Annotated in this window: 31 protein-coding genes and 3 pseudogenes; 17 read left to right on the forward strand and 17 right to left on the reverse strand. The window is 32.9% G+C overall.

Annotated features, from left to right (window positions below):
- Positions 1-97 precede the first annotated feature (97 nt).
- The 3 genes from QUF93_RS16015 to QUF93_RS16025 form a co-directional block, all read right to left on the reverse strand.
- Entirely contained in the window at positions 98-793 is a 696-nt protein-coding gene (locus tag QUF93_RS16015) for a CsxC family protein (RefSeq protein ID WP_002110393.1), read from the reverse strand.
- 593 nt (positions 794-1,386) lie between these two features.
- Entirely contained in the window at positions 1,387-2,157 is a 771-nt protein-coding gene (locus QUF93_RS16020; RefSeq protein WP_289375752.1) for a GNAT family N-acetyltransferase, read from the reverse strand.
- Positions 2,158-2,555: 398 nt separating this feature from the next.
- On the reverse strand, positions 2,556-3,338 hold the full coding sequence (locus tag QUF93_RS16025) for a BC_2878 family exosporium-associated protein (protein WP_289375753.1): 783 nt from the start codon (positions 3,336-3,338) through the stop codon (positions 2,556-2,558).
- 412 nt (positions 3,339-3,750) lie between these two features.
- On the opposite strand from QUF93_RS16025, the gene QUF93_RS16030 reads away from it, so the two are divergent.
- On the forward strand, positions 3,751-4,071 hold the full coding sequence (locus QUF93_RS16030; RefSeq protein ID WP_002120092.1) for a hypothetical protein: 321 nt from the start codon (positions 3,751-3,753) through the stop codon (positions 4,069-4,071).
- Between the two features lie 54 nt (positions 4,072-4,125).
- On the opposite strand, the gene QUF93_RS16035 is transcribed toward QUF93_RS16030, so the two are convergent.
- The 5 genes from QUF93_RS16035 to QUF93_RS16055 all read right to left on the reverse strand — a co-directional run bounded on the left by QUF93_RS16035 (position 4,126) and on the right by QUF93_RS16055 (position 9,692).
- Positions 4,126-5,661, reverse strand: a complete 1,536-nt coding sequence (locus QUF93_RS16035; RefSeq protein WP_289375754.1) for an MDR family MFS transporter — start codon at positions 5,659-5,661, stop codon at positions 4,126-4,128.
- A 24-nt stretch (positions 5,662-5,685) separates the two neighbouring features.
- Positions 5,686-6,393 carry a polymer-forming cytoskeletal protein gene (locus QUF93_RS16040; protein ID WP_289359429.1) on the reverse strand — a complete coding sequence of 236 codons (708 nt, stop codon included), beginning with the start codon at positions 6,391-6,393 and terminating at the stop codon, positions 5,686-5,688.
- Positions 6,394-6,410: 17 nt separating this feature from the next.
- Positions 6,411-7,121: a polymer-forming cytoskeletal protein gene (locus tag QUF93_RS16045; RefSeq protein WP_088059163.1), complete on the reverse strand. Its 711-nt coding sequence runs from the start codon at positions 7,119-7,121 to the stop codon at positions 6,411-6,413.
- A 13-nt stretch (positions 7,122-7,134) separates the two neighbouring features.
- Positions 7,135-7,758: a YhbD family protein gene (locus QUF93_RS16050; RefSeq protein ID WP_289359430.1), complete on the reverse strand. Its 624-nt coding sequence runs from the start codon at positions 7,756-7,758 to the stop codon at positions 7,135-7,137.
- 158 nt (positions 7,759-7,916) lie between these two features.
- Positions 7,917-9,692 (reverse strand): ABC transporter substrate-binding protein, encoded by a 1,776-nt coding sequence (locus QUF93_RS16055; RefSeq protein ID WP_289360988.1) that lies wholly within the window; start codon positions 9,690-9,692, stop codon positions 7,917-7,919.
- A 62-nt stretch (positions 9,693-9,754) separates the two neighbouring features.
- Between QUF93_RS16055 and QUF93_RS16060 the strand changes: the two genes are divergently transcribed.
- Positions 9,755-10,960, forward strand: coding sequence for an MDR family MFS transporter (locus tag QUF93_RS16060; RefSeq protein WP_289359431.1), 1,206 nt, complete (start codon positions 9,755-9,757; stop codon positions 10,958-10,960).
- A 15-nt stretch (positions 10,961-10,975) separates the two neighbouring features.
- Here the strand turns inward: QUF93_RS16060 and QUF93_RS16065 are convergent, their stop codons facing one another.
- From QUF93_RS16065 to QUF93_RS16095, 7 genes are all read right to left on the reverse strand, one after another.
- Positions 10,976-11,680, reverse strand: coding sequence for a YjgB family protein (locus QUF93_RS16065; protein ID WP_289359432.1), 705 nt, complete (start codon positions 11,678-11,680; stop codon positions 10,976-10,978).
- 410 nt (positions 11,681-12,090) lie between these two features.
- A complete protein-coding gene (locus tag QUF93_RS16070; RefSeq protein ID WP_002110404.1) occupies positions 12,091-12,486 on the reverse strand; it encodes a hypothetical protein in 396 nt (131 codons plus the stop codon).
- Positions 12,487-12,579: 93 nt separating this feature from the next.
- The gene (locus QUF93_RS16075; RefSeq protein ID WP_002120110.1) at positions 12,580-12,822 is read right to left on the reverse strand and encodes a GlsB/YeaQ/YmgE family stress response membrane protein; all 243 of its coding nucleotides are present in this window, start codon (positions 12,820-12,822) and stop codon (positions 12,580-12,582) included.
- Positions 12,823-12,946: 124 nt separating this feature from the next.
- Entirely contained in the window at positions 12,947-13,924 is a 978-nt protein-coding gene (locus QUF93_RS16080; protein ID WP_289359433.1) for a nucleoside hydrolase, read from the reverse strand.
- Positions 13,925-13,988: 64 nt separating this feature from the next.
- Positions 13,989-14,177, reverse strand: a complete 189-nt coding sequence (locus QUF93_RS16085; RefSeq protein WP_002120114.1) for a DUF3970 family protein — start codon at positions 14,175-14,177, stop codon at positions 13,989-13,991.
- A 69-nt stretch (positions 14,178-14,246) separates the two neighbouring features.
- A complete protein-coding gene (locus QUF93_RS16090) occupies positions 14,247-15,032 on the reverse strand; it encodes a class I SAM-dependent methyltransferase (RefSeq protein ID WP_289359434.1) in 786 nt (261 codons plus the stop codon).
- A 190-nt stretch (positions 15,033-15,222) separates the two neighbouring features.
- On the reverse strand, positions 15,223-15,597 hold the full coding sequence (locus QUF93_RS16095; RefSeq protein ID WP_289359435.1) for a hypothetical protein: 375 nt from the start codon (positions 15,595-15,597) through the stop codon (positions 15,223-15,225).
- A gap of 500 nt (positions 15,598-16,097) precedes the next feature.
- Here QUF93_RS16095 and QUF93_RS16100 point away from each other — a divergent pair, with 500 nt between their 5' ends.
- The 8 genes and pseudogenes from QUF93_RS16100 (at position 16,098) to coaW (ending at position 22,117) form a co-directional block, all read left to right on the forward strand.
- On the forward strand, positions 16,098-16,250 hold the full coding sequence (locus tag QUF93_RS16100; RefSeq protein WP_080018498.1) for a YqbF domain-containing protein: 153 nt from the start codon (positions 16,098-16,100) through the stop codon (positions 16,248-16,250).
- Between the two features lie 167 nt (positions 16,251-16,417).
- Positions 16,418-16,531 (forward strand): annotated as a pseudogene (gene exsC, locus QUF93_RS16105) (exosporium protein ExsC); the annotation flags it as partial.
- 271 nt (positions 16,532-16,802) lie between these two features.
- The gene (locus QUF93_RS16110) at positions 16,803-18,005 is read left to right on the forward strand and encodes an MFS transporter (protein WP_289359436.1); all 1,203 of its coding nucleotides are present in this window, start codon (positions 16,803-16,805) and stop codon (positions 18,003-18,005) included.
- Between the two features lie 160 nt (positions 18,006-18,165).
- On the forward strand, positions 18,166-18,468 hold the full coding sequence (locus tag QUF93_RS16115; RefSeq protein WP_289359437.1) for a hypothetical protein: 303 nt from the start codon (positions 18,166-18,168) through the stop codon (positions 18,466-18,468).
- A gap of 179 nt (positions 18,469-18,647) precedes the next feature.
- Positions 18,648-19,016 (forward strand): hypothetical protein, encoded by a 369-nt coding sequence (locus QUF93_RS16120; protein ID WP_289359438.1) that lies wholly within the window; start codon positions 18,648-18,650, stop codon positions 19,014-19,016.
- Positions 19,017-19,612: 596 nt separating this feature from the next.
- A complete protein-coding gene (locus QUF93_RS16130) occupies positions 19,613-20,812 on the forward strand; it encodes an LL-diaminopimelate aminotransferase (RefSeq protein ID WP_289359440.1) in 1,200 nt (399 codons plus the stop codon).
- A gap of 57 nt (positions 20,813-20,869) precedes the next feature.
- The gene (locus QUF93_RS16135; RefSeq protein ID WP_289359441.1) at positions 20,870-21,268 is read left to right on the forward strand and encodes a 3-hydroxyacyl-ACP dehydratase FabZ family protein; all 399 of its coding nucleotides are present in this window, start codon (positions 20,870-20,872) and stop codon (positions 21,266-21,268) included.
- Between the two features lie 27 nt (positions 21,269-21,295).
- Positions 21,296-22,117, forward strand: a complete 822-nt coding sequence (gene coaW, locus QUF93_RS16140) for a type II pantothenate kinase (protein WP_289359442.1) — start codon at positions 21,296-21,298, stop codon at positions 22,115-22,117.
- Positions 22,118-22,141: 24 nt separating this feature from the next.
- On the opposite strand, the pseudogene QUF93_RS28890 reads toward coaW, so the two are convergent.
- Both QUF93_RS28890 and QUF93_RS28895 read right to left on the reverse strand, forming a co-directional pair.
- Positions 22,142-22,432: pseudogene (locus QUF93_RS28890) on the reverse strand (2'-5' RNA ligase family protein); the annotation flags it as partial.
- Positions 22,427-22,618: pseudogene (locus tag QUF93_RS28895) on the reverse strand (DUF4825 domain-containing protein); the annotation flags it as partial. The pseudogenes QUF93_RS28890 and QUF93_RS28895, both read right to left, overlap by 6 nt.
- Positions 22,619-23,058: 440 nt before the next feature.
- Here QUF93_RS28895 and QUF93_RS16150 point away from each other — a divergent pair.
- Genes QUF93_RS16150 through QUF93_RS16180 form a run of 7 tightly spaced genes read left to right on the forward strand, consistent with a single transcriptional unit; the run spans position 23,059 to position 24,217 of the window.
- Positions 23,059-23,199 (forward strand): YrzI family small protein, encoded by a 141-nt coding sequence (locus QUF93_RS16150; RefSeq protein ID WP_000156185.1) that lies wholly within the window; start codon positions 23,059-23,061, stop codon positions 23,197-23,199.
- Positions 23,200-23,226: 27 nt separating this feature from the next.
- Positions 23,227-23,370: a YrzI family small protein gene (locus QUF93_RS16155; protein ID WP_000142704.1), complete on the forward strand. Its 144-nt coding sequence runs from the start codon at positions 23,227-23,229 to the stop codon at positions 23,368-23,370.
- A gap of 28 nt (positions 23,371-23,398) precedes the next feature.
- The gene (locus QUF93_RS16160; protein WP_289359444.1) at positions 23,399-23,542 is read left to right on the forward strand and encodes a YrzI family small protein; all 144 of its coding nucleotides are present in this window, start codon (positions 23,399-23,401) and stop codon (positions 23,540-23,542) included.
- Positions 23,543-23,568: 26 nt separating this feature from the next.
- Positions 23,569-23,712: a YrzI family small protein gene (locus QUF93_RS16165; RefSeq protein WP_289359444.1), complete on the forward strand. Its 144-nt coding sequence runs from the start codon at positions 23,569-23,571 to the stop codon at positions 23,710-23,712.
- Positions 23,713-23,738: 26 nt separating this feature from the next.
- Positions 23,739-23,882 carry a YrzI family small protein gene (locus QUF93_RS16170; RefSeq protein ID WP_289359445.1) on the forward strand — a complete coding sequence of 48 codons (144 nt, stop codon included), beginning with the start codon at positions 23,739-23,741 and terminating at the stop codon, positions 23,880-23,882.
- A 26-nt stretch (positions 23,883-23,908) separates the two neighbouring features.
- A complete protein-coding gene (locus QUF93_RS16175; protein ID WP_002120147.1) occupies positions 23,909-24,049 on the forward strand; it encodes a YrzI family small protein in 141 nt (46 codons plus the stop codon).
- Positions 24,050-24,076: 27 nt separating this feature from the next.
- Positions 24,077-24,217, forward strand: coding sequence for a YrzI family small protein (locus tag QUF93_RS16180; RefSeq protein WP_212936222.1), 141 nt, complete (start codon positions 24,077-24,079; stop codon positions 24,215-24,217).
- Positions 24,218-24,305: the final 88 nt, after the last annotated feature.

Here is a 24,305-nt window from a genome sequence, read left to right on the forward strand (position 1 = left end):
AAATATGTTTTTTGTACGCGACCATTTCATCATTATATATGTTTTATACTAATAAAAAAGACATTGTCTTTTTATTAAAGACAATGCCTTTTTAGTTTTATACTTGTACTTGTTGTACTTGTAAAACTTTTAAAGTAAGATCTAGTACAATTTTTTCACGAAGAGTATCAAATGGTTCGTTTAGGTCTGTTGGACAAGGAGAAAAGTCTAATTCGAAAAATTGAGCGCTGACTAATTCGCAATATGGTTGCTCGTTATAAAAAACTGTATTTTCGAAGAAGTATTTGTCTAAACGTGGGATATCACCATTTTTAGGATTAATAAAGTGAGAAGTAGTATCTGAAGAAGCAGCTACTATAGCTTGTGATAGAAAATCTGCTGCTGTTAAATCTGCAAAACCAGAAAATGGAACATTTGCAATACGATCATATAGTACTCCATTACACTCATCATTTGCATATTCGATATTTTTACGAATATATCCTTGTACAAATAATTTTGCTCTTGTAACTCGGCGGTAATTTGTACCTGGTACTGGAGTAAATGCTACAGGAACTAACTTACATTGTGTTAAAAATGCATTTTTTAAGATACGTTTAATTTCAACTGCTGGAGGATCTAATGAAATATCAGATTCTACAACAATTTGAATTGTTCTTTCTGCTAATACAACTGGTATTTTTACAATCGGTGCTCCTGGAGTAAGAATTGGTGTTGCAGCTGCATCACTTAATGGTGTTTGAGTTTGTCCATCTACCTGACATGGTACATTAATCGGGCATTGTTCGCTCATGTTTTATAATCTCCTTTATACAATATTTTGGAGTTTTTTAACTCTCTATACTGTATATGTATCTCTTCTATTAATGCGTGGGTTTGTATCATAGTCACTTTTATCATTTACAAAAAAATTTCTATTTTTTTGCTAGTTAAACACTCCCAACTAAATATATTGAGACTTTATATGTATCTACCTATATAAAAAGAGAATTTCTGAACCTTCATCGTGGAAATAGGAACTGATGTGTTAATTATATTCAATAGTAATAGAAGAAAAATTAATATTGATATCAATCTACTGTTGAAAAAAATAAAAACCGACTAAAAAAAGTCGGTTTTTATACCCAAATTTTTGTGGAATCTCTTCATCCTTATCATTAATATCATTGTTTTATTCTCAAGTTTTTCACTAGAATTTATCAACTCTTCTTAGGAAACCAATCTTGTCGTCATTCTTTCCCCTTAATTTCATTTATTAACATCTCTTTTAATGCCTTTTTATCTTTGGTGAGTTTAGTTTTTGTTTGCAATTATAAAAAATAAGACTACTAAACGTTAATTTACTAGTCTTATGACGTTGTACAATCCGTACACGCTCCCGTTCATTCACCTATTATTTACAAAATAAGTATCATATGCCTTATCAAAAACATACCCTAGTTTATCTGCTAATTTGGCCGAAGTACTATTCGCTGCGTCCCAGTTTGGATACTTACCCTTTTCTAAACAATCCAATATTAAGGCCGCACAAACTATAGTCGCCAATCCCTTTCTTCTATGATCAAGATCAGTAGCAACTTCGATTTCAATACCATCATCATAAATACTATATGATGATGCACCACATACGACTTCTCCATTATACAAAATACAATAACCTGTACCTCGATTTACGTAATCATCAATCGATCGAAATTGGCTTGTAAAATCTTCAGAAACGTTGTGTAATGTTGGATCATTTGCGATATGCTCATCTATTTTTCTTAATTCATATCCTTTTGGAAGTGCAGTTATAAAAGATTGTAATTTTGAGCGATTAAATATTTCTGCATTTCTTTTAAATTTATATCGTAAAAACTTATCTATTTTTCTTTCATGAAATGTTTCTAAACGCTTTTTCCACTCATCACTATTAACGATTACTAAAATTCTTTCAGGAATGTTACGCAATAACTCTTCTGTTTCTTTCGCATTTGAGTCTCCAGCGTAAAATGTAAAAATCCCTACGGTAATTTGTGCTACTTTCGGATTTTCAAGATCGTTCACCCACGCGTTACCCATATGCCCTTGTAAATAAGAAAGAAGAACAACATTGTTAAAATCCTCAAACATAGAAACTAATTTTTTTCTTGTATGTATATTTGCTTCATATATCATTTACATTCCTGCTTTCCTTAAAATCAAATTAACTCAAAATTTTCACAAGTAAATTTGTACAAGTTTTCTATACACATGCGTTTATTCATCATGTAAGTAAACGTCTATTAAACTCAATTGTTAAATATCAAAAAATTATAAATCATACGCAAATACAAGCTTATTATAACATCTAATTCTATTGAAATGATTGCCCTATCAAAAAATGCTACATACTTATCTACTCATTAATTTAGAATTAATATTCCTACTTTATGCAAACTTTACTCAGTTTCAGTAAAAATTTAAAGAATTAGAGCGACGGGATCCAAGATACATTTAATCGACTAATATATTTTATGTAACAACTCTCATACATAGCATAGTGTAGTGTATGAGAATCAATTGAAATAGATACGTTATACCTCCTTCTTAGAAATATAAGATTCCGTCTCACCATTTATATATAGTTTAGTTAACTTAATAATTGAATTGTACATCATACTATTGTCGTTAATAATCTCTTTTTTCATCTCTTCTATTTCGACATTACCTGTTCCACTCTCTATTTTTAAACAGTTCGTTATATTGAGGTATCCCCTTGATGCGAAAAGAATGATAAACGTAATATCAGGGAAATTAATAAATAGTAATCCGAAGTTCAAAGGATTCCCAGCTGTATCCGATAAGATTAATCGAAAATCTAACAGTTCAGGTACCGGAACGAAATCTTTAGAAACAATCGCTTCACCTACTATAGTAATTTGCTTTACTAAATTTCCAAGTTCATCTACAAATTCAACACATCTAGGTGGATCAATCGTTTTTGCTTGTAAAGATAAATTTAAGTCAGGATTATTAAAATCAAAAAAAAGTGTACTTCCCTCAGTTAAGCATTGTGGACAAACATTTCCAAGTAAACTGAATTCCTCTTCAATAAATTTAACTTTCACTTTGCAATTACAAACTTTTCCTATTTGAATCGCATCAATCCTTGAACAATCTACAAATATAACCTCACTGTCTTCTTGTGCAAACGACACTATACCTTTCATTTCATTAAATGAAATAAAATATGATACACCGATTTCGTTTCCATCTATTACGATACCCTCAACCCTAGAATACGGATCTAAACTTTTTAAAAATTCACATATACTATTTTGACAACACCCACAATCACGTTTCGGCTCACAATCCACTGATTCTCCATTCCTTTCCTATATGTTTTACCTAATAAATATAATATGAAAGGCATGTAAGAAAAGCTTGGACAATATAACTCTAATATTAGTCTAGATAAGTATACCGACATATGCCTGTCAAATTAAGAAACTAATCGTTCCTCAAATAAGTAATAAAATATATTTTTCACTATAAATGCATATAACAATTTCATCTTTCAACAAAAAAGCGTTATAATAAAGTGAAGCTTCTATTAGTGGGGAGCTTTATCTCCTACTAATGGTTAGCCCTCACCAATCGGGCTCTTACGGGCAGTTATCTCCCGCCGTCCTCATCATTTGCTTCTTCATCTTGAGGTGGGAGTCTACTGCTCGTTATTGCGGGATGAATTGCAGCCTCAAAGATTACGTTATAAAGGAGATTAAAACAATGACTAAAATTAAAGTATATCAAGTAAAAGAAGAAAATATGGAAGCAGTAAAAAACATTATTGATGTTGAGGAACAAAATCCAACTGCTGAAAACTTACAAAATCTATATACATGTGTATTAGATACTGAAGATATGGCATTGCCTGAATCATACATTGAAGAAGATATCTTAATTGATTCGATGGAAGTTATGGTTAACGCTTCTCAAAGCAAGCTAAGAGACTTAGGTACATATGATGTAATCGAAGTTCACAACAAAGGTAAGAAAACACAAGTTTTATTATTAGCAGACGAAGAATACGAAATTATCAACGGCTAATCTAAATCCGTACATAAGAAAAAGCTCCTTTCAAAATTGAAAGGAGCTTTTTCTTTATGCTTTTGATGTTTCACTTTTCACCTTGCTTTGTTCTTTCTTATATACCATTCGCTCATTTCCCATAAAGAAGATGAATACGAACGCTAAACTTGCTGGGACTAACGCCCACATAAATGTCTGAACGATTGAGCTAGAAAGAGCTTCAATAATTTTATCTAATATTTGCGGTGGAATTTGAGATCTTGCCGATTCTGATAGAATGGCTCTTGAATCTCCTAAAGCGTTTGTATTCATCCCCCCGCTCATACCTTTAAACGCTTCTTCTAATTGATCCTGAAAACCCGTTCTTTGAATCATTCCGAAGATTGTAATACCAAGTGTCATACCTAATGAACGAATGAAGTTACTCGTTGAAGTCGCAGACCCGCGTTGCTCCATACCGAAGTTATGAATAGCAGCCATACTTAGTACAGAGAATGAGAAACCAACTCCAAAACCGATAATAATCATATAAATTGTTAATAATATACGACTTGTTTCTGGCGTTAATGTACTTAATAAGAATAATCCGATTAGCATAATAACAGCAGAAATAATCATAATGTTACGGTAGCTAAGTTTCGATGTTAAAAATCCACCTAACTGTGCTGTAACTACTGATCCTAACATCATTGGCAATAACAATAATCCTGAGTTTGTTGCCGTACCACCGTATACACCTTGAATAAATAACGGAATGTACACAGTTGCTGACATAAATGCCGCCCCATAACATAAGGCGATAATTGTACTCATTCCAAACAGACGTTGTTTAAACATCTCAAACGAAATGATTGGTTCTTCTACTTTTCGTTCAATAATAATAAAAGCAATTACTAAAATAGCGAACCCAGCAAATAAACTTAAAATAAAGCTAGAATCCCAATCATACTTTTGTCCGCCTAATTCTAAGGCAAACATTAAACAAACTACTGCACCAACTAAAGTAATTGCGCCAAACCAATCAATCTTTTGCTCTCTATGAACTCGTGACTCTTTATAAAATAATGTAATAAAAATAAGTGCTAAAATTCCAAGTGGTAAGTTAATATAAAACACCCAGTGCCAGCTAATATAATCCGTAATATATGCGCCAAGTAATGGCCCGAAAATACTTGATAAACCAAATACTGCTCCGAATAAACCACCCATTTTCCCGCGCTTTTCTGGAGGGAAAATATCAAAAACGATAGTAAATGCGATCGGCACTAGTGCCCCGCCGCCAATACCTTGAATGGCACGATAAATACCTAACTGTGTAATATTTTCAGCAGTACCACAAAGTGCCGAACCAATCATAAAGACGATTAAACCGAAAATAAAGAATCTCTTTCTACCATACATATCTGATAGCTTACCGAAAATCGGCATACCTGCCATTTCTGCAACCATATAGGCAGAAACAACCCATACAAAGTTTTCAAGACCTCCTAAGTCACCAACAATCGTTCCCATTGCTGTTACGACAATGGTATTATCCATTGATGCCATTAAGATACCCAGCAATAAACCGGCAACAACGAAGCCGAGTTTATTATTCTTCTCAACCATATTTCTTGCTCTCCCTCATACTACTTATATTTGTTTGTGTTCTTTTACGACTGAATTTCCTTTTAGGTTAAAACTAGTATGATATTCTACAATACTAATTTCACAGCCAGGGCCAATTATAACATGATTTCCTCTTACTACGTCTGCTATTGTATGTTCTAAATAAATATCATCCCCCTCAATAATTGATGTTTGAAGGCTTCCTGCATGACTTGTAAAAGGAATAAATCTCGCTTTTTTACGTACTGTAATCTTTTTCCCGCCGATTTCTCTTACTTTACTTCCTTCATAACGAAGTGAGATTTCAATATTTTCAGCATTAAGCAAACCATCACTTTCAAGACCGCCAGTTAGTAATAATTCCTCTACTTCTATATCTCCTTTCACATTTAAAGCGCCTTTCACATCTACGCGATCACCGGTTAGCTTCCCTTTAAATTCTATCATACCTCTAACTTTTGTTTTATGAATTTGTCCGTCGCCTTGTACTTGGGCATTACCATATATTTTTACATATTCCGCCTCCATATTCCCTTGTACTTCACTATCTCCATACACGACATAATTTTTTGCTTTCATATTGCCACGTACTTCACTCGTACCGTACGTTTTAAAATCATTACAACTCATATTATTAGAGATTGTTCCTTCGCCGCGAATCTTCACTTTATTATAATCTCCACCTGCCGAGCTACCTGATCCATTAACAGTAAGACTATGTTGATTTTCCATATCGATTGCTCCCTTCTTTAAGCCTGCTTAATTTCCTTCACACTTGCGTTTTTATCAACATTAAGAACACCAGTATATTCAATCAGTTCAATCTCACAGTTCGGTCCTACTGTAACATTGTTTCCTCTTACCGTTTTAATGTGAGCATAATCAATATCGATATTATCACCTTCTAGCAGTTCAGCTTCCAACTGCAAACCAAATACCGTTTTAACTAATCTACTAAAAGCGCTCAATTTATGTCTTACTTTAATTGTTTGACCGCCAATTTCTTTCGCTCTACATGTACCGTGAATATTAATATTAATTTCATCTGCGCTTAATAAACCACCTACCGTAAACTGTCCCTCTGAAGAAAAAACATCAACCTCGCAATTACCATCAATCGTCGCTTGGCCACTGACCTTAAATTCTTCACCAGTTACATTACCACCTATCGTCCCTTTCCCCGCAATTTTTAAAGTATTCGCCTTTACATCTTGCGTTATTGTCGCTTTCCCATCAATTCGCATACTATCTGTATTTACTGTACCATCTACTTTACCCGATCCACTTATTCTTGCTCTATCACTTTTCAAATCTCCATTTACACTTCCAGAACCGTTACATTCAAATTCGTCACATTCAACATCTCCATTAACTGTCCCTTTACCATTTAATTGCACTTTACGAAATTCTCCGCCATTGGATGAACCGTAACCGTTTATAATTAAATTTTCTGTACGCATTATTTCTCCTCCACTACAATAGTTTTGTTTTTAATGCTTCTGTATAATTCATAATTGCTACACGTACAACGATTTTCGCTGCTTTTTCGAAAATTAAATCCTCCACGTTTGATACTAAGAAACATGTAGAAATCCCTAACTTTCGAACGATAACTAAATCACAATTTTTATGCTTAATCGTTTCATAATTTTCACTTAAAACTTGTAAAACCATTTTTCCCTCTTCTAAACTAACGTCTCCTGATTGAAGAAGTTCTTCTAAAATGTACACATAAAGAATATCTACAAATTGAAACTCTGTTACTTTGTTCGTCTGCTCCATAAAAAATTGTAAAACAGGTTCTGATGTAATCTCTTTACGGATGAGATCTTCTTTTGTTAAAAGAATCTCTGTTACGCTTGGTGAAAACATATTTGCCAATTCATCAAGTGATAGATCCTCTTTCATCGTTTGAATTTTATCAATACGCTCTAATATCTTTTCTTTCGGAAAAAATGTTTCCTGACCTGTGAACGTTGACTTCCGTACAAACCAATCTTCCGGTATTAAATTTTTTCTCTTCCACCTATATAACTGTCCGTATGAAATACCAGTTAACTCTAATAAATCTTTTTTTGAAATTAAATCTGTAATCAACTGTATGTCACTCCTTCCTAATAACAATGTAACATAACACTGTTACGCTTTAAATGAACTTTAATAACATGTAGCGTAACAATGTGCAAAACAAACCTCATTTCCATACAAAAAAGGTTCTTACACATCTTAATAAAATGCATAAGAACCTTTATATATCAAGGTTTAAACCATATTTGATAAAAATCAATCCAACCTTGTGAATTAATCATTATATTTTGTATTTTTTCGTGTGAACTTACTCGCTGTTTATTGCGATATAAAGGAATGATATGTATTTCACGTAACAGTGTGCCCTCAATATCGCGTAACAGTGTCACCCGTTTCTCTAATTGATTTTCTGTAAAATAAGGCTGTAATACTTCGTTAAACCTTATATTGCTATGCTGATGAATAAAGCTATTTTTTGTAAGAAACATATATAGTAAACTATCGTCTATCCGTTCACTAATCGTCGCACTATCGTGCATTATATCAGCCTTTTGTATCGTACTTGTTTGCAATAACTCTTCTTGTTCAAGAAACTCAATATCAATTTTAATTCCGTATTTTGCACATTCTTTTTGTATCCAATGCGCATCTTCAACGTGATCTTCTCCTGTAAATGTATATAGTCGTAGTGTTTCATTACGGTAAGATCCGCATTTAATAAGTGTATGTATATCCTTGTTAATTTGAATTGTACCGTTCTTTGTGAGTACTAATTCATCGGCTACTTCCCCGCGTTCTTCCTGTAATTCTTCAACAATTTTATTACCATGAATAATTTTATATAAAGCTCTCCGAAACATTGCATTTTGCATAGGTCCTTCTTTTTCAGTATTTAACGTAATGTAAGTTACATTCGACTCAAGTCTAGATACTTCTTTATGGTGCTTTTCTATATTTTTATAACGTGCTTTCGCTAATATATCGCACGTATTAACTCTGTGCTCTACATTCCATAATTCAATTCGATCGAGAAATGGTCGCTCGCGAAAATATAAATCATTTGCTTCTAATACGAATACATCCTCATTCTTTTCACATAACCGAAACGGTCCAGTACCGATTAACCTTCCATCTTCATCTCCATTTACAATAGAACACTGTTCTGTACTTAAAGCATGTAAAAACAACTTATTATCTGTAGATAAACGAATCTGCACAATGTAGTCATCAAGAATATGTAAACTTTCAACGTGCTGTAACATCCAAGCATGCGGATTATTTTTCGCTTTCAAGAATCGTTTAAATGTCTGTTCAACATCATAAGCGGTTAGTTCTTTTCTATTATGAAATTGAACACCTTTTCGTAAGTAGAAGGTCCATATATATTTCTGGTCATCATATTCCCAATAAAACGCAAGTCTTGGCTCTACACTGTTTGTATTTCCGTCTACATACACTAATGTGTCGTATATATGTTTTACCATATGACATTCCGAACGCATCGTAGCGTAAACAGGATCTAATGCAATGTCTAAATTCATTTGGACTTGCAAGCGAAGCACATCTTTTCTTCCTTGAGACGTCCTTTCGACTTGATAACCGAATATCGAATCTATCCAAGTTTGAAATTGAGTTTGAAGCGATGGAAAATATGAGCTATACCTTTCAATAAATGCACTTCCGCTTTTTACATCCCCTTGTTTCGTTATCTCTTTTCCTCTTTCTAAAATTAAAGAAAGTGGATATTTTTGAAATAACAACTTTGAACGTTTCCCTCTCCCTCGGCCTGGAAACCACATAATCCAATTTAATTCTTCTAATTTTTTTATGATTAATTTACTATTTCGCTCTGTACAAAATAAAGTTTCAGATATATTTTGTATAGTTATTTCTAATTGTTCTCCCTCTGCTCTCCCTTTTCCATACTGGAGCCATAGGTGCATATATTGCTCCAAAATAGTCATAAAACGCCCCCTAAAAGATGAAAAATCTTCCTCTTTCATTCTACCCTTTTTCATTTCTAGCTTCCATCTTATCATTTCAATATAGAGAGGAGGAATTAACAATGAATCATCTTTTAAAACGTTATAATAAGCCCATCCTCATTCGGTTGTTCGGTGAATTGTTAGTCCGAACGACCGAAGCGATGTTAGCTATCATTTTTATTGTTCACGTTAATAAAGCTTTAAATGGTAATGTCATAGTTACAATGCTTCTTTTCGGATTACAGCCACTCGCTGATATTGTATTTACATTAATCGCTGGGGGTGTAACAGATAGATACGGCCGAAAGAAAATAATGTTACTCGGATTACTTTTACAAGCTTTTGCCGTAAGCGGATTCGTTTTTGCTGAAACGGTCGCCTTTTTCGCCTTATTGTATGTAGTTAATGGTATTGGCCGCTCTTTATATATTCCGGCACAGCGCGCTCAAATCGCTGACTTAACAAGAGAAGAACAACAGGCAGAAATATTTGCTGTTCTGCATACTACGGGAGCGATTGGCTCTGTAATCGGACCATTAATTGGTGCTTTTTTCTATACTAGTCACCCTGAATATTTATTTATTTTGCAAGGTGTAGCCCTTACGCTATATGCTATTCTCGTTTGGACGCAGCTTCCTGAAACGGTCCCACTCAGACAAAGCGTTAATAAAACTAAAGAAGTATATTCGCCAAAACAACTTATTTCAAAGCATTATGCTGTGTTTGGACTTATGGTTTCTACGCTACCTATTAGTTTTTTCTACGCTCAAACCGAATCGAATTATCGTATATTCGCCGAAAGTGTATTTCCAAATTTTTTATTCATACTCGTATTTATCTCAACTTGTAAAGCAGTCATGGAAGTTATTCTCCAAATTTTCCTTGTGAAATGGTCTGAACGATTTTCTATGCCTAAAATAATTGTTATTTCCTATACTTGCTATACGTTAGCTGCGATTGGCTACGGTTATTCCACAACAATATGGTCATTATTCTTCACATTGCTCTTTTTAGTAATTGGGCAAAGTATAGCTTTGAATCACTTACTACGATTCGTTTCACAAATCGCTCCAAGTCATAGACGCGGATTATATTTTTCTATATACGGTATACATTGGGATATTTCAAGAACTTGCGGGCCTTTTGTAGGTGCATTGTTATTAAGTAAATTAAGCGGTAGTACTCTATTTTATATTTGTGCCTTCTTATTAATAATTGGTGGTATCATTCAATCTGTTTTTGTTCAATCGTTAGAAAGAAACAAAGCAAAAGAGCTGTCCCTATAGGAGCAGCTCTTTCATTTAACCCGCCATTTTATTAATACTATCCTCCGGTGAAAACACAGAAATATGATGTACTTTACCAGTTGAATTTGGAATAACGAATTTCAATTCAAACTGGTTATTTACTTTATAAACGTAGATTTTGTCATTACCATTTACTTTAACCGACGTCGGTTTTCCTAAAGCCTTTTCTATTTCTTGTAACGTAATCACCTTAAGTTCTGAATGGTAAGATCGCACGTCAAAAACTTGTGATCCTTTATTAAAGCCAAATGCAACATTTTTATTTGTAAAAGTCGCATACGTCCCGTTCCCTGCTTGATCAGTTTTATCTGCTTTTCCCCACGCTTTTTCTATTTCCTCGATGTCACCTGTATGTGCTGCATATGGTACGTTAGGTACTTTACCTTCTTTCGCTTGCTCAAATAAATCTTTTACATGGTTAATTGATTTTTGATTTGTTGCTGTATTTTTCGAATTAGAATCTGCTGTAGGTTTTGCTGAATCTTGATCTTTTGGTTTTTCCACAGGTTCTTTCTCTGTTTTTGGAGCGGTGTCCTCATTTTTTTTACTCGCTTCCGGCGTATCGCTCTTTTTTTCTGTACTATTTTCTGATGTTGAATTAGTTTGTTTCTTTTCCTCAGCGTTATTACACGCGGTTAAAGCTACTACACACGTTAAAGTTAGGAACAATATAAGCACTTTCATATATATTTTCATCATTTTCAGCCTCCCTCTTCAACATATTCACTTTTGCAACCATTCCATAACACTTTCCTTTAAATTATTTTTGGTCCGTAAAGTAAGTGCTTCGGTTTCCGAAAGTTTTAAAAAGCTTGGAATTGTATTATTAATCCTCTTATTGATCTCCTTGTATACACTTTCTCACCTTAATTGTTATATCCTTCTTTTATTACTTGACATGCGCTGTCACAAAAGCTCATTTCAAGTAATAAAACAACAGTTATTGGTGTTGCAACTGAAACATAGCAGGAATAAACATCCCCCCGTAAAGATTGAATTTCCACTCTCAACTTGTTTAACCTATAGGGCTTGAGGAAACGGCACTTGAAATTATATCTTAATAAAATTAAAAAAACTGCCCTATTAAAGGACAGCTTCAATTATGTATTTTATACTTCGATAGATTTACCATCTTCAACGATATGGTAAAGTAAGTGCGCTAAATGATGAATTGGACCATTTTCTTCCTCTTCTTCATTTGTCTCACCTTGGAATTCAAGATCATTTAAGTATAGTGCTAAAAATTGATAGAACAATTTCAAATCAAATCCGTAGCAAGCACTTGGTTCTTCATGATCTCCTTCATATTGTAACATTAAGTATTGCTCGTTTCCTTCTGCATCTTCAGCGTCAAAGAATACGAAGAAACCAACGTTTGTATCTAAATCAAATAGATGACGAGTACCTTTTTCTGTTGCTTTATCAAAGTCCTCTTCACTTAATTTATGTACTGTTGTTGCCTTTGCATTATCCTCTTGATGAAAATTTACTGTAAATGATTTCAATGCTGACACCTCCTGATTGTATAAAAGTAGCATAACAGATTAAACAACATAATACAAAGGGACTGCTCACAAATGTAAACAGCCCCTTATTATTTATTTCCGTATAGCTCGTAATAAGAAGCTCACAATGAAAATTAATATTACTGCACCTATTAAAGCTGGGATAATTGCAAATCCCCCTATAACAGGACCGAATTTACCAAGTAATAACGACCCAAGCCAAGAACCGATAATACCAGCAATAATATTACCAATTACACCGCCCGGTACATCCTTTCCAGTAAGCAGACTTGCAAACCATCCTAATATACCACCGACTATTAAATACCAAATCATATCATTACCTCCTTTATTTTTGAACGATAAAAATTATAATCAGAAACAATTGCTTACCATTAGTTATGTTACATTTTTCATAAGTTATTCGCCTTATAAAAATCATTCAAGTCTACTCAACATATTAAGGACAATCTGGCTTCAATATCGTTCTCATAAATTCGTCTTTAAAAGCTTGATAATTAAAATCAACCGCAATTCTTTGTATAGGCCGATCATCAAACCTCGTCGGCTTCGCTATTTTTCTAAAATCTGCAACACTTTGACCTCTCGTTACATCATTTGTCGTACTTATCCAAACTGCTGATTTTTTATATTCAAAAATATCATCATTTATAAATGAAATGAACGGAAGTAAATCGTGAATGGGACTCCCCGCAATACCTGGATATTCTTTTTTGTAAAAGTTCTCGTAAGAAAAATCAATCATTGGTTTAATAAGTTTTGCCTGCCCTGTTCCTTCTTTGTCAATAATATCGACCATTTCAGGAGTAATAAGAGCGCGTTGCGTTACATTTAACGGGTATATAGTAGCATTCTGCGCATATTTCATAACGATATTTGCGGCAATTGGATCGCCGTAAAAATTAGCTTCTGACACAGGTATAACGTTTCCTGGAAAAAGAAAAGCACCACCCATTATATAATAGGAACATACTCGATTCATTAAATTGGGGTACAATAATAATAATGTTGCAAGTGTCGTTAATCGTCCCGTTGCTACAATAATAATATCTTCAGGACAAGGCTCAATTAATTTAATCAATTCGCAAAAATTTTCGCTGTCACAAATTCTCATTTTCGGTGGAATGATTGGACCTAAACCATGATCCCCATGAATTTCAGGGAAAAACAACGGCTCTTCAGCTGTCATTGGTCTACTGGCACCTTCGATAATTTTTACTTTCGTAGCATAGTATCTTTCTAAAAAATATACATTTTCCGTTACAATTTCTCTTGATACATTCCCATACTCTGCAACAATACCTATAATATCTAATTTGCATGTTTTATTCGCATAAATTAACGTTACTGCATCATCAATACCAAAATCTCCGAAAAAGATTATTTTTTTATTAACTTTCCTCCCCCTCCCCAGCATAATCTACTATCATTATTATGCGAAAAAGACAAGGCGGTGAAACAGAGATAATTAAAAAAGCCGCCTATTTATTGGCGACCTCAATCTTTTTATAAGATAAATATGCTAGTACACTTTTGCTTGCATCATATTTCGGATTATTCCCTTTTCTCGGTTCTCTCATATGTGTTTTTTCAAACCCAGGAATATCAGGCATTCTTTGCAAAAATTCAAGCATCTCTTCCTCAGTTCCTTCAATACGTACACGAATCATTATTGCTATTCCTCAATTCTCATTTTCTCTGTACTAAGTATATCGTACTTCAGAAAGTCTGCAAGAAATTTATCTTTTTAATGTTGAACTTTTTTTACATACGAACAGTGCCATTTCAGTATAGAACGATTCTATTTTATTGTTTTCAAATTGAATTTTGAAAAATTCCTGCATTTCATTTGATGTTTTCATCATACACTCTGTTAACTTTACACGTTTTTGCATAGGTACATCCATCATATCGCACCACCAATCAAAATCGAACTTCTTGTCAAAAGTAAGACATGACTGCATTTGCAAACCATGCTTTTCTAATAAAGTAATCCATTCTGTTTTTTTCAGAGCTCGTTCATGGCTTGGATCACGTTTCTTTTCGATAAAGTTATAAAATGTATCAAATTCATTATTTTCTGGTGAAACATTATCAATTAATATAAATAACCCTTCATCCTCTAACGTTCGATGTACTTCAAAAATAAATTGCGAAGGGTCAACAAAATGATGTGCTGCAATTCGGCATGTAATTGTATCAAAAAATTCTTCAGCAAATGGTAAATTTTCTGCATTTCCTGCTACAAAAGATACATTTTCATGTCCATTCCCCATTATAAAACCTTTTGCCTTTTCTAACATTTTTTCTGTTAAATCAAGAGCGACAACCTCTTTAAACATTGGGGCTAACAAATTGGCAACATGTCCACCACCAGTAGCAATATCAAGAAGACGAGTATTATGACGAGTTTTAACTTGCTGAACTACATATTGTAAATCCGGTCCTTTTGCATGAATTTTACTTTTCACATACTTCTCTGCATTACTACCAAATTGTTGTTTCACAAGTTCTTCTTTACTCATTTTTTATCATCTTCTTTCTATAACATATTATATTTAATTTATAAGTTCTCTTTATATAATTTCAAATCCTCTTTTAGGATCTATCCCTTATAAAAGAGGACAATTATCAATATAAAATAACTCGTGAATTTTTATTTTCAAAACAAAAAAAGGTTACGGGAACAAATCCCATAACCTCGAAAAATAACTCTTACATCGTTGTACCTATATATATATCTAAGTAATTTATATTCTCCTTTAACCTCATAAAAATTTCTACTTCGTTAGGTGTAGCCTCTCTTGCATACAATCCAAATTGATTCATGCCAACCCATATCCAGCCTGGTGAATTATAAAGCATATCAATGTTGAAATGCTCCAAATTAGTAAATTCTGACCTAATAAATTTATCCCTAATGGCGATTTGCTTATCTATCAAACCATATTCTTTTCCATTTTCGAATAGCGATATAACCTTTCCTACAAGTGGATGTTCACGAACAATAAAGTGATATTCCTTTTCATCTATATTCGCCACAATCATACGAGTATCAGATACATCAAATCTAAAATTCGGTATATTCATTTTGATCAGCTCCTTTATTGGTTTCACCAATATCATAACAAATGAATATTTAAATAATATTAATATAATGTAAAAAATATAAAAGCTGACTTCCCTTTAGAAATCAGCCTTTATACATTATTCACCTTTAAATTCTTTACAAATTTTTATAACGTTTCTTTCTCCTCTTCATTTCCGGAAACTAAATTCCCTAAAGCATCCGCAGTCACTTCAACTACAAATTCACAAATACCTGCTACAACTTCTCCAATTACTTCTTCCATCTTTATACCCCCTTGTTTTATGGAACTTATTTGTAGTATAGAAGATATTGGTTAATTTTAACTATCGGAAAAGATGACAAAAACATTACAAATTTGTAAGCTATTTCAATGCCTTTTTATGTTTATCATTTTCAACAGAAAACTCCTATCCTTTGAAACTTTAAGTATTATTAACAGTCAGATAGGCCATCATAATATAAGGTAAGTAAGAATCCTAATTTAGAGGAGGTGTGTAAAATATACTACGTAAAATTAATTAAAGGTCAATCTTTCTATGCTTTTGATCATCGTTTCTTAATATCTCAAGAAGAAGCGGTTTCGGAGAAAATTTTTAATTACTTACGCCGTAATGAATTCTTTGAAGTACGTAAAGAAGAACATTCTGCCTAAAATATAAACAGCATCAAGAAGTAATTCACACAATTGTGATTCATTTTTGATGCTTTTATATGATTTTCCTATATTCAACATTATTTTTTAATTCTAGCAATGTTTTCTATCATATGTCCAAGTTAACTCATCGTTACCTTCATTTAGCATATGAGGAGGTGACGAACATGACTCATATCATTGATTACCAAGCTACTCAGCCTATAAGTAAAACGGGTGAAACAACTTTTGCAATTCCTCATTCCCCAAACAAAGCAATTCTAGCTAATATTAAATTAAAAGAGACGTAGTATATACGTTCTTGCTTTTTTATTTTTTCTATGTTTATCTTTACTATCAATTGGTATTTAAGCATAAGTTTTTTTACATTTTGAATTGCTTATTTCAGTACTTAATAAAGAAAATTTTTTACAAATCAAAAAAATTGAAATCCACTAATGAAACACGTAATATAGACTCTGACTCTAAAAAAAGCACGTTAAAAAATAACGAATAAATAAGGAGGTTTTATATACGATTTTCAAATTATAAATGACTGTGAGGTTTTTAATTATGTGGCGTAATAAAAACGTTTGGATTGTATTAATTGGGGAGTTTATTGCCGGTCTCGGCTTATGGCTTGGTATCCTTGGTAACCTTGAATTTATGCAAAAATACGTCCCTTCTGATTTCATGAAATCAGTTATATTATTTATCGGACTGTTAGCTGGCGTTCTAGTTGGTCCAATGGCCGGTCGAGTAATTGATCAGTATGAAAAAAAGAAAGTTCTTCTTTACGCTGGATTTGGTCGTGTTATTAGTGTTATTTTTATGTTTTTCGCTATTCAATATGAAAGTATCGCTTTTATGATTGCTTTTATGATTGCACTTCAAATTTCAGCAGCTTTTTATTTCCCTGCATTACAATCTGTAATCCCACTCATCGTTAATGAACATGAGCTATTACAAATGAACGGTGTACATATGAATATCGGTACAATCGCTCGTATTGCAGGTACTTCACTAGGTGGAATTCTTTTAGTTGTAATGAGTTTACAGTATATGTATGCCTTCTCAATGGCAGCATACGCTTTATTATTCCTCTCAACTTTCTTCCTACAATTTGAAGATAAAAAGTCTACTACATCAAATAAACAATCAGCTAAAGATAATAGTTTTATGGAAGTATTTCGTATTTTAAAAGGAATCCCTATCGCTTTTAAAGCACTTATATTAAGTATTATCCCTCTTTTATTTATAGCTGGATTCAATTTAATGGTTATTAACATTAGCGAAATGCAACATGACCCCACAATTAAAGGATTCATATATACAATTGAAGGTGTAGCGTTTATGTTAGGTGCATTCGTTATTAAACGTTTATCTGATCATTTCAAGCCTGAAAAGTTACTATATTTCTTCGCATTTTGTACCGCTTTTGCACACCTTTCGTTGTTCTTTAGCGATATTAAATGGATGGCACTTGCCTCATTTGGTTTGTTTGGATTTAGTGTTGGCTGCTTCTTCCCTATTATGTCGACAATTTTCCAAACGAAAGTCGAAAAAAGCTATCACGGGCGTCTCTTCTCATTCCGTAATATGTTTGAAAGAGTTATGTTCCAAATTGTCTTACTCGGCACAGGCTTCTTCTTAGATACGATTGGATTACAGTATATGGTTCTAATTTTCGGAGTCATTTCATTGGTGATTATTTTTATTTCCCTATCTAAGCAGAAACAATTTGAAAAACAAACGTCGCAATCTGCGAATTTATAACATAAACACTTTAGGCATGGATTCAGTTTTATATTGATCCATGCCTCTTTGTTTTATAAAAAACCCATTTATTACCTTTATCGAAGTTATTTAAAGGAGTAGACCCTCTTGCTTTCGAATACATTATATAAAGGATTCTCTATAAAAAGGAGTGGTGGAAATGTCTAATGGCATGCAATTATTAATTATCCTTCTTTTTTCATTAGTTATGTTTGGCGTCCTTAATTTTTTAGCCATTTCCTTATCTCAAAATAACTTTAAAAGAAGGATTGTTGCAGGTTTCGTATTTTTATTGTTAACTCCCATTATCTTGTTGACTACTACAGCATTCGCTTCTATATTCGATAAAGGTGGAATTGGCGCAGCTAACTTAGCCTTTAGTATTGCAAATGTATATGTTGTAAATGGAATTGTCATTCTTCTTTCCGCTTCATTTATCCTCAAAAAACATAACTTAAGATAGACTGCTAAGCATGAATCTGGCATTACACTAGATTCATGCCTTTTTATTTTGAAATCCCCATCTTTCTCTAAATTTTTATGTGAAATTTAGTAATTCTTTATAAAAATTTAAACTTTATTTTTTACAATATTCCTATCTTATTCGCACGTTTATAAAAACTAATAAGAAAGGAGTACAAAATGAAAAAGTTTCTACTTATTTTTCCTATATTAATCGTTCTACTTAGTGGATGCAGTAATAATGATATATACGGCTCTTGGGAAGTCGTTGATAATAAAAATGGTGAATGCCCAGTATATTATAAATTTGAAACAGTTGTAAAAGAAGAAAAGAAAGAAAAGCTTGTTCAAAACTTAGTAGAAATGCATACAACAAATAAAAAAGAAGATCTATATAAAGGAACATTTGTGAAAAACTCTAATGTGTATCACATTGATTATGGTAATTCTTTTACATCGGATCAATCTATACAAATTGCCGATAGCAAATTAAATGTATACTTTAAAAATGCTGAGAAAATGTGTACATACAAAAAAACAAGTAACTAACTATTAGAATTCAGCAACTTCAAAATACTACAAAAGCGCAGAAAATATTTTCTGCGTTATTTCACTTTAGACGACTTCCTCTAGAAATATATTCCCCCTTTTAAATCCTTTGATTGGAATGTGAAATTATAGAATAAATCAAATCACTGTGAGGTGCTTATTTTGAGAAGCTTAAGTTCTTTAATTATATCAACAATTTGTTCAGTAACCCTTATCATATGGGACGCTATTTCATTTTATGAAAGGTTCACTACAAGAAATTCATACTATTGGATAAGCGGCGTATTAAGTATGTTTTTCGTGTTCTTTTTCATTCAAAACATGCTAGATTTTATTAACAAAAACTACAAAACCTCCTAAATGATATGGGATGAAATATGTAATAAACTTTTAAGTTAGCTAACTTATCATTTAGCCATCCTCTTCTAGAAAAATTGGAAGAATAACCACCTTGTGAAGTATGACATTTATTCCAATCCCTTCCTCTAAATTTGTCAATCGTTTTAATTTTCATAAAAAAATGATAAAATGTAAACATGTGTTTTCAGAATAATTAAAAATGCAGAAAGAAAACACTGTTTTTAGGAGGGGTTTTGATGACTTACACGTTAGCAACTAGAATGAAAGCATTCCAATCTTCTATTTTTAGTGAATTAGGGGCTTATAAAAAAGAGAAAATTGCAGCAGGTCATAAAATGATCGATTTAAGTATTGGGAATCCTGATATGCCTCCTGCTGATTTTGTAAGAGAAGAAATGGTACATACGGCAAGTGCAAAGGAAAGTTACGGATATACGTTATCTGGTATTCAAGAATTTCACGAAGCTGTAACTGAATATTACAATGAAACTCATAATGTTATATTAAATGCTGATAAAGAAGTTTTATTATTAATGGGTTCACAAGACGGACTCGTTCATTTACCTATGGTATATGCAAATCCTGGGGATATAATATTAGTTCCTGATCCAGGATATACAGCTTATGAAACAGGTATTCAAATGGCTGGCGCAACATCTTACTATATGCCATTAAAGAAAGAAAATGATTTCTTACCTGATTTAGAAGTTATTCCTGAAGAAATCGCTGTTAAAGCGAAGATGATGATTTTGAACTTCCCAGGGAACCCAGTTCCCGCAATGGCTCATGAAGATTTCTTTAAAGAGGTAATCGCATTCGCGAAAAAACATAATATTATCGTTGTCCATGATTTTGCTTATGCTGAATTTTATTTCGATGGTAATAAGCCGATAAGCTTCCTATCAATACCTGGCGCAAAAGAAGTTGGTGTTGAAATTAACTCTTTATCAAAAAGTTATAGTTTAGCAGGTAGCCGTATTGGGTATATGATTGGAAATGAAGAAATTGTTGGTGCACTTACACAGTTTAAATCCAATACAGATTACGGTGTGTTTTTACCAATTCAAAAAGCAGCATGTGCTGCACTAAGAAATGGCGCCGCATTTTGTGAAAAAAACCGTGGTATTTATCAAGAACGTAGAGATACTTTAGTCGATGGATTCCGAACATTTGGTTGGAACGTCGATAAACCAGCTGGTAGTATGTTCGTCTGGGCTGAAATTCCGAAAGGATGGACTTCTCTAGAATTCGCTTACGCATTAATGGATCGCGCAAATGTCGTTGTCACACCAGGTCATGCTTTCGGCCCTCATGGTGAAGGCTTTGTACGTATTGCACTTGTTCAAGATAAAGCAGTATTACAACAAGTCGTTGAAAATATTAAAAATAGCGGTATTTTCTCTCTTGAAAAAGTAGATGAATTAGTTAAAAATTAATTACAACTCCCCCTGCTTAACTTTTGCAGGGGTATTATTATTAACTGGAGGTACGGTATGAATATTAAAGATACTCTTCCCCATCGCTATCCATTTTTAATGATCGATAAAATCACAAACGTTAAAGAATCTCAATCAGCTACAGGATACAAACTAATCACAAATAGCGAGTGGTTTATTAATAACAATCAAAACTATATGCCTCATATGCTAATTGTAGAAGCACTGGCTCAACTTAGTGCTTTTGTAAGTACAAGTGAATCTGAAGGACTTGGTTTTCTCTCCTCTTTAGATGGGGTGGAATTTCATGAAAATGCGTATCCCGGTGATAAGCTTGACTTACATTATGAATTAACACGTAACAGACGAGGTTTTATTCTTGGGAAAGGAATTGCCTCTGTAAACGGTCAATCAATCGTTACTATTGAAAAGCTATTAATATATCAAGCTGATTAAACAGATTACATAGTAAGGAGTAGGAAAATGCGGAATGTTGTTGGTATTGATGCTGGGGGAACATTAACAAAAATTGCTTACTTTAACGAAATGCACAAATTAGTTTTTGAAAAATTTTATTCACACGAACAAGGAAAGATTATAGATTGGCTCAAGAAGAACAAGTCAATTACGAAATTATGTATCACAGGTGGGAAAGGTGAACAACTACAAAAACGCCTTTCAGATTCATACGAGACAGTAACGTTAAACGAATTTGATGCTACCATAACAGGTGTTCACCATATCCTTAACGAAGAAAAGCAATCTATTAACAATTTTGTTTTAACAAATATCGGTACAGGTACTTCCATTCACTACGTTCATGATAAACAATATGTTCGCGCCGGTGGAACTGGAGTTGGTGGCGGTACAATTATGGGACTTTCAAAACTATTAACAAATATAGATCATTTTGAAGATGTAATCCCACTTACGAAAACAGGATCAAGAAAAGGTTTAGATATTACGGTTGGAGATATTTATGGTGGTATTCTCTCTCCTATCGATAATAGTTTAACAGCTAGCAATTTCGGAAAATCAGCCATTACAGACTCAAATTATAGTAGCTCTGATATACTAGCTACCGTTCAAGGGCTTGTCGGCGAAGTTGTCACAGCATTAAGCCTTCAATTCGCCGAAGCGAAAAACATTGACCATATCATTTACATCGGTTCTACCCTATGTAATAACGTACACCTTCAAAATATTATCAGTAATTATACAGAATACGAAAACAAAGTACCAGTCTTTTTACAAGATGACGGTTATAGCGGTGCGATTGGCGCTTTGCTTCATGTTACGAATTAAAAAAGCTGACTTTTGTCAGCTTTTTTAAAGAAATACTTCAAATTCAATAATCGATTCTCCGTTCTCACCAATACGTTCCACACTAATTCTATCGATTATACCGTTTAACTTCTCATGAAAACTAGGAATATCCTTTGCTAGTTTAGTAGCTAACTGCGAGCTTTCTTTTCTTCCGACTGTTACATGGGGTATGTACGGAATGTCTTTTCTCAAAAATGGTAGTAATGGTCCTGTATATAATTTATCATGTAGCTCTTCTATTTGTTCTTTTCCTTGCTCAATTTCTAAAAATAAATAGTCTCCTATACTAGTTACACCATCAGATAAATTTTTAACAATCGCAAACACGTCGGAATTACTTCCAACGTATGTCCCCGTATATTTTTTAAAAGCCCCAGGTCCAATATGTGATATTTCCTTTATTTGTCCCCCATTAGAACAAGCAGTAACAAATAAAAAAATTGTTAGCATAACACCTGCTATTCTATTCATATACTTCATTGGATACCCCCATTTTCTATTTATACTTTAAGTAATACAATATACCCATTAATAGCCCTTCGAAATATACGCATTTTAATCAAAATTAAAAATTTTCAATTTTTATGTTTACAATTATCCATTAATTGTATATAATTACTAACGTAAGAAAAATATTCTAAAAGGAGGTCGAAGGAAATGATGAAATTACATTTACATGCTTTAACTTTAGCGTTAACTGCACCTGTGTTTTTCGGACAATTGAATATGAATTCGACCACCCTAACGGAGAATTGAAAATCGTACTTTATTTCTATTAATTCATAAATTCGCCACAGGAGGTCGTATACTTTCCTGTGGCTTTTTCACGCCCAGCCATAGGAGAACGATATCTTCCTGTGGCTTTTTTGTGCGATTTTTTAGTCTCTTACATTATTTTTTAAAGAAAGGAGCAACATTCGATGACTATTAGCGTATTGTTTTTAAGTATTACGATTCAAAGAAATACAATTTCCAAAGCTGAAATTTTTCATAATGAGCAAATTGAAAAAGCTATGAATGATGTTAAGGAGCGCCAAGTGCTGTATTGTGATCACCTGTAATTCCTTTTCGAAAGGAGGAATTCATCTATGACTTTTCATATTTTCTTTTTTACGACAGCACTTCAGAAAAAAACATTATCTGAAGCTGAAATCTTCCGTAAACAACAATTAAAACAAACTATGGATAAAATAACGGACATTAAAAGTTCGTATTATACACAAATGTATTAAAAATATTTTTTAAAGGGGTAATATCCTAATGAAATTTAAAGCTTTCTTTTTAACGATTACCATTCAAAAACGTAAACTTTCAAGAGATGAAATTTCACGTGAACAACAAATTAAAGATATTATGGACGGAGTAAAAGAGCGCCAGTCTTCTTATTACAATCGTCTTTACTAAATAAATTATAAAGGGGTAATATCCTAATGAAATTTAAAGCTTTCTTTTTAACGATTACCATTCAAAAACGTAAACTTTCAAGAGATGAAATTTCACGTGAACAACAAATTAAAGATATTATGGACGGAGTAAAAGAGCGCCAGTCCTCTTATTACAATCGTCTTTACTAAATAAATTATAAAGGGGCAATATCCTAATGAAATTTAAAGCTTTCTTTTTAACGATTACCATTCAAAAACGTAAACTTTCAAGAGATGAAATTTCACGTGAACAACAAATTAAAGATATTATGGATGATGTGAAAGAGCGTCAGTCCTCTTATTACAATCGTCTTTACTAAATAAATTATAAAGGGGTAAAAATCCAATGAAATTCAGAGTATTCTTTTTAACTATTACTATTCAAAAAAATAAATTATCTGAGTCTGATATGCTTCATGACCGACAAATTGAACAGGCTATGGACAACGTAAAAGAACGACAAAGTCATTATTGTAGTCACCTGTAATTCCTATTCGAAAGGAGGAATTCATGTATGAAGTTTCACCTTTTCTTTTTAACCATTACGATTCAAAAAGAAACTATATCTGCAAATGAAGTACAACAAGAGGAACAGTATAAAAAGATTATAGATGAAATTCGTGATCGTAGAAGCAAGTACTACACTCATCTATAATTGTTTGAACTTATATTAGAAATGAAAGGAGTCGATTATGATGTTAATGAAGCGGTGTAAAGAAATGATTTGGATAGTTCAGAGGGAT

Source organism: Bacillus hominis (assembly GCF_030348325.1).
GTDB classification, from domain to species: Bacteria; Bacillota; Bacilli; order Bacillales; family Bacillaceae_G; genus Bacillus_A; species Bacillus_A hominis.